Origin of the sequence: Metamycoplasma auris (genome assembly GCF_003253435.1) — a bacterium.
Classification (GTDB): Bacteria; Bacillota_I; Bacilli_A; order Mycoplasmatales; family Metamycoplasmataceae; genus Metamycoplasma; species Metamycoplasma auris.
In genome coordinates this window covers 40,206-54,255 of record NZ_QKUB01000005.1, presented here as the reverse complement: position 1 = coordinate 54,255, position 14,050 = coordinate 40,206, and the positions used below count along the sequence as shown (strand labels likewise).

Genomic DNA, 14,050 nt, shown 5'->3' with positions numbered 1-14,050 from the left:
AATCAAAAATAATTTCTTTCTTTAATTCATATGTATATTTTTGCATGAAAAAATCCTCCACTTTTTTGTCCGGTTTTTGGGGGACTGTGCATATAAATAATTAAAAGTTAATATTTAAAAAGTCTTATTACTAGCATTGGGGTAAATAAAATAAAATGGCAAAATTAATTTGAGCAATCGCAGCAGCAACAACAGTTGCTCTTTCAACAACTGCAGTTGTTGCATATGAAACAATTACAAACAAAAATAAAAATAGTAGCAATCCTAAAAAAGAAACTGATGAAAATAAATTACTAAAAGAAAAAATTAAAAAAAATGAGATGGAAAAGATTCAAGCTAAATATGCATACGCATATAAAGCATATTTGGGTAATAAATTAAAATCTCAATTAGAAAAATCTAAAAATGAATTAGAAACCTTAAAAAAATCAATTGATAACCTAAATAAAGAAGAAGCAAATCTTAAAAAAATAATTGCAGAATTAGAAAAAAATAAAAAGCAAAATGAAGATGAATTAGCTAAAAAGATTGAACAATTGAATAAAATTGAAAATCAAATATCAGAAGCATTGCATAAGGTTTCAGTGCACACAAGAAGAGTCGTTACTTTAGAAGAAAAAAATAAAAAAATGAGTAGTGATTTGGAAGCTGAAAAAGCCAAATTGCAAAAAGTTATTGAAGAAGATAATAAATTAAAAGAAGAACTTAAGTCATTACAAGAAAAAAATGAAGCATTAGATACAGAAATTATTTCAAAAAAAACTGAAATTGAAAATAATAAGAGACAACTAACAAACTTAAATGATTCAATAAGTAAGTTAACGGCGGAAGAAGAAAAATTAAAGAAAAATATTGCTGAACTAAGTAAGGATAAGCAAAAAAATCAAGAAGAATTAGCAGCCAAAGAAAAAGAATTACAAAAAATCAACAAAGAAAAAGAAGAATCTTCACAAAAACTATCTGAGTTAACCAAAAATAATTCTAAATTGGAAGAAAAAAACAAAGAATTAGAAAAGAAATTTACTGAAGAAAAAGAAAAATTATCTAAGTTAGAAGGAGATTACAAGAAATTAATTGAGGCATTTGATCTATTAGAGGAAAACTCTTCCGCAATTGATAAGTTGATTGAAAAAATCAATGATGATGAAGCAGCAAGTGCTGAAGATATGGAAGAACTTGAAAACTTCATTTTATTAGTTGAAAAAGAAAATACTGAATTAAGTAAAGAATTAAAGAAAATAAAAGAAAAAATTGATGCTTCAAATACTTACAATTTATCTTTAAACTTAAGTTATAAGAAAGTAAAAAAAGATAATAAAAAGTTGCAAGATGAAATAGCTATAAAAATTGCAGAATTATTAAAATTATCAGAAAAAAATAAGAAATTAGAAGAAGAAAATACTATTTCGCTTCTAAATGCATTCAAGAAAGAACTTGAAATTAAGAAAAATAAAGCTCAATTAGATGCACTAAACAAAGCAATTTTTGACTTAAATGATAAAAAAACTAAGTTAGAAACTGACATTAATGTTTTGAATGAACAAAAAGAAAATGATAAAAAATTAATTGCTGAAAAAGTTAAAGAGTTAGAAAAGCTAAATGAGGAAAAGAAGCAATTAGAAAAGAAATCAGAAGAATTATCTGCAAAAATAAAAACTTCCGAAGCACAGAATAAAGATTTAATTGCAAAATTAGACGTTGAAAAAGAAAAACTAAGCAGAATAATGAGTTTTCAGGCAACAAGAATTAGCGAACTAAAGAATAAGATTGAAGCACTTAAAAGAGAAGAGATAACTTCTACGCACAATATTTTAGTAAAGAATTCCGAATATAAAAAATTAAAAGAAAAATTTAATGAACTAGAAGAAAAATCAAAAGAAACAAAGAAACTAATTGACATATTAAAAGATGAAATAGAAGTTGACAATGAGGAATTAGAAGACTTGGATAATTTCATTGAATTATTAGAAAAAGAAAATAAACAAAAAGATGAAGCAATATCGAAATTAATCGAAGAAAACAAAGACCTAGAAAAAGAAAATTCAATTTCACTTCTAAGTACATTAATTAGAAAAATAGAAATTAAGAATAATAAAGAAAAAATAGGTTCATTGAATAGCTTAGTAAATGAATTAAAAGAAAAGAAAACAAAATTAGATTCTGAAATCGAAACTCTAAATAAAGAAAAAGAAAAAAATAAAGAAGAAATAGCTAAAAAGAATAAAGAATTAGAAGCTATTAAAAAACAAACTTTAGAGACATTAAAAAAAGTTTCATCATATTCAAGAAATATAGTTTCATTACTTGAAAAAAATAAAAAATTATCAAGTGAATTAGAAAATAAAAATAAGAAATATAAAGAGTTAAGTGAATCATTTGATATGCTAGAAAAAAATTCTGAAGTAATTAATGAATTACTAAATAAGATTGCAGAGGATAACGATCTAACCAATAAAATATCTGATGAAATAGCAAAATTCATTGAAGAATTACAAGATGAAAATGATTCATTGATTGAAATAAATAATGAATTAAATTCAAAATTAGAAAAAATGGGAAATTCGGCTGAAATAATAAATACCTATGTCCCAGCAGTTGAATTTAGTTATAGAAAATCAACTAGAGAAAATAAGAAATTACATGATGAAATAAAAGGTCAAAAAGATGCTTTAGCTAAAACATTAGATGAATTAAATAAAGCAAATGAAGAATTAATAAATTTAAGAAAAATTAGTAAAGATGAAAAACTAATCGCTGAAATTGAAGCCTTAAGATTGCAATTGCATGGTACCGATTCAAGAACAACAATTGATAAAGTAATAACTGACAATATGAATGACGGTAAGTATCTAATGAAGATTGACAAAAACAATAGAACATTTAGCAATATTGTAAAGCAATTCCTAGAAAGTAATATTACACTTAGAACAGACTATAAATTAGATACAAAAAATGTGTATGCTTCGAATATTACTGAAGAATCAGCAACAATTGACATCATCGGAAGTGAAGTCTTAACAGGTCGTTTAATTGTTGAATTTCAAGATTAATTAATTATCTAAATAGTAGCAATTTTCAAAATAAACTCCATAAATGATATAAAATGGAGTTTATTTTTATATTTTCATTCCACATTATTATAAAATAATGAATTTCTAGGTAAGTTTAAGATAAATTCTATTTTCAATAAAAAGTATAAAAAAATGAACTTATTGAAATGAGATTTTATAAGTTCATTAAATTAAAATAATGTTGGTTCAGTTTTATCTAATAATAAAGAAATTTCTTCCTTATAGGGAGGTTTATTGTTAATGTAAGGAGTTTCTAAGATTATTGGAATATTATCAAAGTCAGGGTCAAAGACAAATTTCTTTAGACTTTCAAGTCCAATGTAACCTTGGCCAATATTTGCATGGCGGTCTTTTTTGGAATTTAATTCATTTTTTGAATCGTTTAAATGAATAACTTTTATATATTTTAAAAAGTCTTTTTCTTTTAAGTAGGATTTAAATTGTTCGTAGTTTTTAATATTGTATCCCGCATCTCAAATATGACATGTATCTAAACAGATACATATACGTTTTGAATCTACTTTTTCAATTATTTCTTTAAGAATTTCAAAACTATTGCAATAATTAGAACCATTTCCTGCCATTGTTTCAAGTGCGATGATAACATCATTTGTTTGCGCTAAAATTTTCTTTAGTGATTCAATTAATGTATTCTTTGCTTCTTCAATTGTAAATGTCGTATGTGATCCTGGATGTAGGACTAAATATTTAGCGCCAATATAATTCATTCGTTTAATTTCGGAGACTAAGAAATTGATTGCAAATTGACTTTTTTCAGGATTAGAAGGATTAACAATATAGGGAGCGTGCACAATGATATCTTGGGGACTAATTTTCTTTGAATATAGATTTTTATATTGTTCTAAATGATAATTTTCCTTAGGAACTCTTAATGTTGTTTGCGGAGCACCAAGGTAAATCATCATGCAATTCGCATTATTTTCAATTGATTCCTGTGCTGCTTTTTCTAAATAATTAGGTTTGCTAAAAGAGATGTGACTGCCAATTTTTATCATATATATTCCTTAATTTTTAGTTATTAATCAAGGTCATAACTTTCGTGGATAAAAAATTCTTTTAATTTTTTACGTTTTTGCGGATGTTTTAATTTACGTAATACTTTTGTTTCGATTTGACGCACTTTTTCTTTTGAAATGCCAAGTTCTTTTGATAATTCATCTAATGAATGTGGACGATAAGATACACCATTAACATCTGAAACACCATATCTTTTTCTAATTAATAGCCGATCTGATTCGTCAGGTAATGAATTAATCATTTCATTAAGAATTACACTTAACTCTTGTTGTGATGTGTAATTTGTTGGACTAGTTACACTTTCATCCTTAACAAAGTCAGAAAAACTTGAATTTTCTTCTTTCCCAATGTTTTTATCTAGTGAGATTGGATTGATATTGATTTTTCTTATGTATCTTACTTTTTCAGCAGTAAAATCACCACCGAATTTTTTAGCTATTTCTTCATCTGTTGGTGGATAATCTAGTTCTTGTTGAAGTTCTCTTTCAATTTTTAAAACCTTATTAATAGTTTCAACCATGTGAACTGGGACTCTAACTGTTCTTGCTTGATCTGCAACTGCTCTTGTGATTGCCTGTCTTATTCATCATGTTGCATAAGTTGAGAATTTAAAACCTGTTTTGTAATCATATTTGGAAACAGCCTTCATAATTCCAGCATTACCCTCTGAAATTAAGTCAATAAAACTAAGCCCTCTATTTTTATATTTCTTAGCGTTATTAATCACTAATCTTAAATTTCTTTTGACTAATAAATCTCTAGCCTTTTTAAATTTATACATATTGCCAGCTGCTTTAGCATTTTCCATTTTTTCAGCTAGTTCTTTTTCTTCTTTAGCAGTTAAAAGTTTTCCATATTTTCCAATTCAACGCATGTATCATTTAACAATATCATTAGTTTCAGTTAAACGATTTGAAAGGTTGCTGTGTTCCATATTTCGCTTTAAACTACCAATTTGAATATCTTCAGAGTTATAGTTCTTTAGTAATTTTGAAGCACCTAGTTCGTCATGACTTTTTTTAGATCATGATAATTCATTATATTCGTCATAATCATCTAGATCGTAACTATCATAATCCTCTTCTTCATCATAGTCGCTATGATGAATATTATTTGAAATAAACTCAACATCCTCATCATAAACTTCATAATCTTTCTTTTGACTATGCCCAACTGAGGCATCATCAAATTCGATTTCTTCAACGCCTTCTTCGCCTTCTTCTTCAAAGATTTCATCACTATTTTCCGTGTCTTCTTCACTATCAATTGCTTTTAATTCATCTTCATCAAGTTTAAAATCATCATCGAAACCATTGATATCATCATTATCACCATCATCAACATTATTAGAAATAATTTTTTTCTTAAGAAGTTTAGATAATAGAAGATCTGATTCTTCTTCGTCAACATATAATTTCTTTTTGTCAATAAGATCAAAAACTTCTTCCTGAGAAAAAGATTTTTTATCTGGGTTTTTCTTTTGAATTTTTTTAATTTCTTGTTCAATAATTTTGACTGTGTAATCGATTGATTTTTCTAAATCTTTATTTTCCATTTTTTTATTCTCCTTAAGAAATAAATTTTTTCTTATTTTTATTTTTTAAACTACGCAAACCTTGATATTTTTTTTGAAAGTGCTCTTTGTTATCCATTAATTTATCAAAAAGGTCATCTTTACTACAATTTTCAAGTTCTTTAGCAATTTTCAAAAACTCTTCATATTTGACATTGTCATTAGAACTGTTTTTTTGTGCAATATCTTCTTGTAGGAACGAGATGATATCTTTTGGACTGCAATTTTCATTTTCCATTCGCTTATTGATTGCATAATCAACTAATTTTTTTAGATTTTGATTTGCATCGGTGAATGAGATATTTTTAAAGTTTCTTACAAAGTCTTTGTTAAAGAAATCTTGTGATAACGAAGTAACAATAATATAAAAATCAATTAATGTTGTACGATGGAATGAAATTTTATTTTGTAATTCAATCTTAGCTTGAGCTTTTTTATTTTTTTTATCTAGATTAAATTGTTCAATGCTACTATCAAAAGCATATTGATTAAATCTCAAATCATCTGATTGGTATTTTAGGTTCTTAGAAGAGTTTGGATTATCTGCTAGTTGATATGAGAATTTATTTTTTTTCTTATTTTTTAGTAATGAATAGAATAGATCCTTTGAAATAAGATTACTCTTTTCTAGTTTTTCTTGGAGAATGATTATTCATTGATCATGAAGATAACTAACATATTCAAATAGCATTTCATATGCATTTAATTTTGCAATTTCATTTGCATTCTCTTTATTTATTTCATCAAATGCATTGAAAAGAAATTCAATGAGATCAATCTTATTTAACGCAATTTTTTTAAGACTTATACCATCATCTAGATTGTAGAGTTCATCAGGATCTTTGTTAAGGCTATTATTAATAAATGACACATTTAGATTGAATTTTTTTAGGTTCTCTAAAATTATTTTTAGATTTTTAAATGTTGCATTTTTGCCAGCTTCATCATTATCAAAGAAAAGAATAATATTTTTATTTGTTAGTTCTTTTAGATGATTTGTTGAAAGTGAAGTTCCCATTAAAGCGACTACATTTTTAATTCCTACTTTTCAAAGAGCAATACAATCAAATTGACCTTCAACTAGGTAAACTTCGTTTGTTTGATTAATTTCATCCAAACTATGAAAATAATTAAACATAACATCATTTTTTCTAAAAACAATAGTTTCTGCGCTATTTAAGTATTTAGGATTTGCAAGTTCACTAATATCCCTTCCTGAAAAAGCGACAATATTTCCATATTTATCATGAATTGGAAAAATCAAGCGGTCATTAAAGAAGTTTTGATTACCAAAATTAGAAAGTAATGAGGAGTTGTAAATTGCAAAATCTTCAATTTCTGAATCTTTTAGTTTTGCATAAATACTTTTATTTGCACTAGCAAAACCCAATTCAAATTCCTTAATAATTTCAGCGCTTAGTTTTCTTTTCTTTAAATAATTCTCAATTGCTTCGTTTTTTTCAAAGATAATTTGATATCTAAAAAAATTATTTGCAACTTCAAGTGCATCTAGAATTTTTTGTTGCTCTGATGATATATTTGATTCTAAAAAGAATTTATCAAATGATGAGATATCGATATTTTCCTTTTGGGCTAGAAACTTAAGCGCTTCAATTGAGTTTAAATTTTCTTTAAACTCAATAAATTTAATGACATTACCTGACTTTCCACAACCAAAGCATTTAAAAAACTGCTTTTCAGCGCTAACAATGAATGATGGAGTCTTTTCGGAATGAAAAGGACAGTTTGCCTTATAGTTTTTTCCTTGCTTTGTAAGTGGTATATATTGACCAATAATGTTAACAATATCACATTTAGAAATAATAAAATCTCAAATATTTTCCTTAGACATTCAAACCTTTACTTTCATTTTATTTATTTCTAAAGTAGTTTTCAATTTCAGAAATTAAAATTGTTTCTTGCTTCATTGTATCACGGTTTCTTATTGTGACAATTTTATTTGTTGTAGTATCAAAATCAATTGTTATGCAATATGGTGTACCGATTGCATCTTGACGACGATATCTTTTACCTATTGATCCGCTTTCATCATAAGTAACTCTTAAATTTGTATTTGCAAGTAGATAATTAAATATCTCCTTAGCTTCAGATGATTGCTTTTTCATTAATGGAAGAACTGCTATTTCATATGGGGCAATTTTTCTATCTAGTTTAAGAATTATTCTTTCATCATTGTTATCAAGTTTTTCAATAACATAAGCATCAATTAACAATGCAAATAATAAACGATCTAAACCAATTGATGGCTCAATTGCATATGGAATAATTTTGGTTCCATCTTCTTTTAGATATTCAAGTGACTCACCAGAGAATTTCATATGTTGTTCAAGATCATACTGACCTCGATTAGCAATTCCTAGAAGTTCTCCTCATCCAAAAGGGAATAAATATTCAATATCTGATGTACCCTTTGAATAATGACTTAGTTCTTCTTTACTATGCTCTCTTAATCTAATATTTTCTTGTTTTAAACCTAACATTAAAACAAAATCTTTAGCCTTGTTAATTCAATATTTATAAAAATGTTCGCTATCTTTTTCTTCACAAAAAAATTCAAGTTCCATTTGTTCAAATTCCCTTGTGCGAAATATAAAATCTCTTGGTGTGATTTCATTACGAAAACTTTTTCCAATTTGTCCGATCCCAAAGGGTAATTTAGCTCTTGAACTACGACTTAAATTTTTAAAATTAACAAAGATTCCTTGTGCTGTTTCAGGTCTTAAAAATGTTTCTGATGTAGCATTATCAATTGCGCCCATTTGTGTTTTAAACATTAAATTAAATGGTCTAATGTTCCCTCAATTAGTTTCGGATCCATCATATTTTTTTATCTTTTCTTTAATGATTGTTTCTAGTTGTTCAAGTGTATACTTTTCAATATCAAGATCTGGAAATAAATCTTTTATAATATGGTCAGCACGATATCTTTTATTGTTAATTTTATTTTCAATCAAATAATCAGAAAAATTATCAATATGCCCGCTAGCTTTTCAAACAGATTTATTCATAATAATTTTTGAATCAATTAGAAAGTTTCTTTCTTTTCTTATAAATTCATTGATTCATAAACTCTTAATTTGATTTAAAATTGCAACAGCAAGAGGCCCATAGTCTCAAGTGTTAACTAATCCCCCGTATATTTCGGAATTTTGGTATACAAAGCCTTGGTTTTTTAAATGCGCAATCACATTTTGAATATCTTTTTCTAAATTATTATCCACAAACACTCTCCAAAAGCTTTATTATTAGAATTAATAATAAATTTTACCAAAAAATACAAAAAAATCTAATCGCTTTGCAAGAAAAAATATTTATAATTCCAACTTGAATTTTTTTGTATTTAGCGCAATAACTTTGAAGCTTTAAAGTTTTTTAATCTTGTGTTTTGTTATAATATTTTTATGTTAAATTTTATACAAAAAAGATTTCAAAAATCAATAGATAAGATTAATAAAAAACTATCAATTAATGAAGAAGATATTCTTGAAATATTAAGAGAAGTTAAACTTGCTTTATTAGAAGCCGATGTTAATTTAGAAGTTGTTAAACTTTTTATTAAACAAGTTAAAGAGAAAGCCTTGAATAGCCAAATTATAGGTAAGTTAAATCAACAACAAACCGTTTTAAAAATATTCAAAGATGAATTAACAGCAATCCTTGGAAATAATGCAATTGAAATTAAACCAAAAGGACATCCAACAAAGATTATGATGGTTGGATTGCAAGGTTCTGGTAAAACAACTACATCAGCAAAATTAGCTTTTTATTTTAGAAAAAAAGGAATTTTTAGAAAACCTTTATTAGTTGGAGATGATATATATCGTCCTGCTGCTAGAGACCAACTAGATCAACTAGCCAAACAAAATCAAATTGATTTTTTTACAAAAAAAGAAAATGATGCGCTTTTGATTGCAACTGAATCAATTAAAAAAGCTGAAGAATTTAAAAATGATTTAGTTATCATTGATACAGCTGGACGTTTAGCAATTGATGAAAATTTAATGGATGAATTAAAAGAAATTAAACGTTATACAAAACCTGATTATATTTTTCTAGTTGTTGATGCAATGAGTGGTCAGGATGTAATTAATAGTGCTAAAAAATTCCATGAAGAATTAAATTTAAATGGAACAATTATTACAAAATTAGATTCTGATGCAAGAGGTGGAGCAGCACTAAGTATTACTCATTTACTAAAGTTAAACATTGCTTTTATTGGGGTTAGTGAAAAAATTACTGGACTAGAAGTCTTTCATCCTGACCGAATGGCTGATCGGATATTGGGGATGGGCGATGTTTTATCATTAATTGAAAAAGCTTCCGAAGAAGTTGATGAAAAAATGATGAAAAAAATCGGTTATAAAATGATTAGTGGTAAATTTGATTTGAATGATCTAATGAACTCATTGGCGCAAATTAAGAAATTGGGTAAAATGAAATCAATTCTTAAACTAATTCCAGGAATGGCTGATAAAATCAGTGATGAAAAAATTGATGAAGCAGAAAATAAATTTAAAATCTATACTTACTTAATTAATTCAATGACCGAAGCTGAAAAGAAGAATCCCAAACTTTTAAAAAATGCCTCAAGAAAAGAAAGAATCATCAAAGGATCTGGCAGAAGTGCTAGGGAATATAATTTGTTACTAAATGATTTTGAACGTATGTCAAAACAAATGAAAGAAATGGCATCTAATCCACAACTAAAAAATGGAATTCTAGGAAACTAAAAAGTAATTAAAAAGTTGACTCATTGCAAAGTCAACTTTTTATATTTTATATTTAAGAATTATTTTTCTAATAACTAAGAGGTTTTTTAAGATTTTAAAACCTAAAATTAAATATTTATTAATTGAAATAAAGTTTGTTCATTTAAGAATTTTTTTCTTATTTTCTTTACTTAAAAAGATTAAATCATAAAGTGATATATCCTTGATTCGATCAAGTAATTTTAATCCTAAATTATTTAAATATTTTGGATTACTTTTAAGAATGTTTAATATATTGGCTATTGCATTATTTAGTAGTTTATAATCTTTAGATTCAATCTCAAGTCTTAAAAGGTCACTGATTGACTGAGTAAAGAATTCAATTGATTCAGTAATCTTTGTATCTTCAGTTAGCTCAACTAAAATTTTGTCAATTAGAAGCAAGATATTGTATTTGTTTTTGATGATAAAGTTTGCTCATAATTGGTCAAAATTCTTTAATGTTATGTATATATTTGCATAATTAATTAATGATTCAACAAAGAAATTAACAAAATTTTTGAATGAATCTAAACTTAAAACATAATTTATAATCTTTTTAAATTTATTATTTCCTTTAAAGTTAAAAAAATAATTTAAAAGATCAGTATTTAAACTTTCTTTAATGAATAATTCAATAATCTTATTGATTTCTTTCTTTGATTCAGTAATCAACTGAGAATTAAAGAAATACTTTAGAACATCATAAACTAGATACTGATTATGCTTTAGGATATTAATTAATTGTGAAATGATAACATTATGGTTAAGATTTATATTTGAGTTTAATTGTTGTTTAAAGATGGATTGTTCTAGAATATATAAAATATTATCTAGTTTTTGATTCTTTAAAAACACAAGAATTACTTGTTTTGTTCTTTGTTCATTTGTTGTAAATTCAATGAGTTTCTCAATGAATTTGTATTTATCTTTAATTTCAGTAAATTTGTCTGTGATTATTTTTTTAACCAAATCGGATAAGAGAAATCCATAATATCTTAAAAATAATGAAAGAAAATCAGAAACTCTAATTTTGTAACTTAAGTTTGAATGATACCTTTTTTCGTTTTCATTCATTAAATATATATTTTCATTCTTATTATTTCCATATACGTCATAAAAAAGAGATTCAATGTCTTTATTATTTATTAGAGAAGTATAAGAATTAAAATTATTAGTTCAATATTCTTTATTTGATATATATTGATTTAGAAATGTTGGATTCTTAAGTTGTTCTTTAAAACTATCTTTAAAACTAAATAGTTTTGTATAGATATCCATTCCGATTTTCTTATAGCCTTTTTCAGTGGGAAAAAAGGAAAAAATGTTTTCAAATAAGTATTTAGAATTGTTATTTCAATACTCAAAATCATCAATATCAATGAAATCGATTGCTACTTTTTTAGCAATTGATTCAATCATAGAGTTAAGACTTATCTTAATATATTCATATAAATCAAAACTCTTAATTTGGTTTTCATTAATATATGAATTGATTGCAAATCTTAAATTAAGAAGAAGATGAGGATAGTTAGTAATAAAAATTTTTGCTTTTCCATTCATTGACTTAATTAATTTAACAAATGAAATTAATTTATTTCCAATTTCATTTTTTATTGCATCGATGTCCTCTTTGATCGAAACAATAGTTTTTCCGCGTTCTTCTTTAACTAATTTATTTAATGACTTTATTTTTTTAAACGGTAATTTATTAAAGAAATCAAAGAAACCAGCAGTAATTGAAATAAGATTTGCTTCTTTAATTTTGTCTGAGATAAAAGCAAAGTCATTATTTTTGATATTTCAATCATTTAAAAAATTAGAAAAAAAGTTCTTAAAAGGATTAGAAGCAAATCAATCAATTGATTGAATTAAATCAATGATATTGCCATTCTTTAAGATCTCTTTCTTATTATTTGAATAGATTGATTGCAAAAAATCAATGTTACCAATTGAAAAAGAAAAATTATAGAAAGATTCTAGTTGTAAGTGCTTATTCTTATTTATCAAAGATGCAAGGACACTTGGGTAACACAGTCCATTAACTATATTATTTTTATCTAGATATCCATTTGTTGCAAAACCTATTTTTGAATTATATCCAGCCGCAAATGCATCACCTATTGCAACATATCTTATTTTTTGTTTACTTATTTCTTCCATAATTCTTCACTTTCTTCGACATTATCAAAAATGACATTATTTAAATTTTGAAAATGATTGATTAACAAATTAATTCCTCTTTTTATGTCATATTGTCCATTTTTGATAAGTAGATTATTAGCCACACTATATTTATTTATATTTAAAAAAATACTTTCTTCATCATCAGCGGGTTCAAGATTGATTTCATTTAATTTTTTTGGATAATATTTTGACATTAAGCGATATAGTTCAATAATAAGTTCATTTTGGTCAATTGCCTCTTTACGAATTGAGCCAACAATTGCTAACTTTGCTCCGATTTCATTGCTCTTAATTTTTGGCATAAGAAGTCCGGGTGTATCAAGCAACATATAGTTCTTGCAATTTATTCATTGTTCAGAGCGAGTTATGCCAGCTATAGCTCCAACTTTTGTTGATTTTGATTTAGCCATTGTATTAATTAGGGTCGATTTGCCGACATTTGGAATGCCCAAAACAACACATTTTAGAGGTGGACTTAATTTTCCCTTAGACTCATTTTTTACCTTAAGTTTTAAATACTCTTTATTGATCGCAGAATCAAGTTTTTTATAAGTAGCAGGATTTTTAAGATTACTAATTATAACTTGACCTCTTTTTTCATATTGCTTAACAAAAAATTTTAATTTTGATAAGTCAGCCTTATCAGATTTATTTAAAACAAATAATATTGGTTTATTGTTAATTACTTTAAAGATTTCTTCATTGAATGAACTTCTTGGAATTCTTGCATCCATAACAACAATAAATAAATCAAAAATCTTTTGTTTTTCTTGAAGTAATTTAAATTGCTTCGCCATATGTCCTGGGAATCAATGAATCATAGTATTTCCTTAATTTATATTAGTCTTTTTTTAAAATAAAATCTTTACCTTTTTGCACTTCAAATAATGAAAGATCAGCAAAATCAAGTTGTCTTAAAATTTCATATAGAACAATTGCGACTGAATTGGCTAAATTCAAACTACGGCAATTAGGATTCATTGGAATTCTTAAACAATTTTCAATCTTATTTTGCATGATTCTTTTAGGAATTCCAGTACTTTCAGTTCCAAACATAACTCAGATTTCTTTTTTATCTTCCAGGATCTTTTTATAATCTTGATCAGCATAATTTTTTAGTCCATAACGGGTTATATAAAAAATATCTTTGTCGGGATATTTTTTAATAAATTCATCATAATTCTTATGAATTTCATGTTGAATTTCACTTAAAAAATGACCTGCTGCTTTTCTTTTTAATCAATGTGGGTGTAAATCAAAAGCAATAGGTTTAATTATGTGTAATTTTGCATTCCCAGCAAAAGAAGTACGAATGATATTAGCTGTATTTGGACTTATTTCAGGTTGGTATAAAACAATATTAATCATATTATAGAATTTTACTATACATCAATAAAATGAATTCTATAAGT

General features: G+C 25.7%; 9 protein-coding genes. 2 read left to right on the top strand and 7 right to left on the bottom strand.

Annotation, left to right across the window (positions count from 1 at the left end; translation table 4 throughout):
- The first annotated feature begins 155 nt into the window (after positions 1 to 155).
- Entirely contained in the window at positions 156 to 3,050 is a 2,895-nt protein-coding gene (locus BCF89_RS02320; RefSeq protein WP_111518639.1) for a hypothetical protein, read from the top strand.
- Between the two features lie 191 nt (positions 3,051 to 3,241).
- On the opposite strand, the gene BCF89_RS02315 is transcribed toward BCF89_RS02320, so the two are convergent.
- Genes BCF89_RS02315 through BCF89_RS08220 form a run of 4 tightly spaced genes read right to left on the bottom strand, consistent with a single transcriptional unit; the run spans position 3,242 to position 8,924 of the window.
- Positions 3,242 to 4,087, bottom strand: a complete 846-nt coding sequence (locus BCF89_RS02315; protein ID WP_111518638.1) for a deoxyribonuclease IV — start codon at positions 4,085 to 4,087, stop codon at positions 3,242 to 3,244.
- A gap of 23 nt (positions 4,088 to 4,110) precedes the next feature.
- On the bottom strand, positions 4,111 to 5,664 hold the full coding sequence (locus tag BCF89_RS08230; protein ID WP_111518637.1) for an RNA polymerase sigma factor: 1,554 nt from the start codon (positions 5,662 to 5,664) through the stop codon (positions 4,111 to 4,113).
- Positions 5,665 to 5,677: 13 nt separating this feature from the next.
- Complete coding sequence (gene dnaG, locus BCF89_RS08225; protein WP_277870050.1) at positions 5,678 to 7,552, bottom strand: DNA primase; 1,875 nt, start codon at positions 7,550 to 7,552, stop codon at positions 5,678 to 5,680.
- 1 nt (position 7,553) lies between these two features.
- Positions 7,554 to 8,924: a glycine--tRNA ligase gene (locus BCF89_RS08220; protein ID WP_111518636.1), complete on the bottom strand. Its 1,371-nt coding sequence runs from the start codon at positions 8,922 to 8,924 to the stop codon at positions 7,554 to 7,556.
- 180 nt (positions 8,925 to 9,104) lie between these two features.
- Between BCF89_RS08220 and ffh the strand changes: the two genes are divergently transcribed.
- Positions 9,105 to 10,433, top strand: coding sequence for a signal recognition particle protein (gene ffh, locus BCF89_RS02295; RefSeq protein WP_111518634.1), 1,329 nt, complete (start codon positions 9,105 to 9,107; stop codon positions 10,431 to 10,433).
- Positions 10,434 to 10,472: 39 nt separating this feature from the next.
- On the opposite strand, the gene BCF89_RS08215 is transcribed toward ffh, so the two are convergent.
- The 3 genes from BCF89_RS08215 to BCF89_RS08205 are packed head-to-tail and all read right to left on the bottom strand — an operon-like array spanning position 10,473 to position 14,006.
- A complete protein-coding gene (locus BCF89_RS08215) occupies positions 10,473 to 12,614 on the bottom strand; it encodes an SGNH/GDSL hydrolase family protein (protein WP_111518632.1) in 2,142 nt (713 codons plus the stop codon).
- Positions 12,602 to 13,459, bottom strand: a complete 858-nt coding sequence (gene ylqF / locus BCF89_RS08210; RefSeq protein ID WP_111518630.1) for a ribosome biogenesis GTPase YlqF — start codon at positions 13,457 to 13,459, stop codon at positions 12,602 to 12,604. The genes BCF89_RS08215 and ylqF overlap by 13 nt, the downstream gene beginning before the upstream one ends.
- Before the next feature lie 19 nt (positions 13,460 to 13,478).
- Entirely contained in the window at positions 13,479 to 14,006 is a 528-nt protein-coding gene (locus BCF89_RS08205) for a tRNA (cytidine(34)-2'-O)-methyltransferase (RefSeq protein WP_111518628.1), read from the bottom strand.
- Positions 14,007 to 14,050 lie beyond the last annotated feature (44 nt).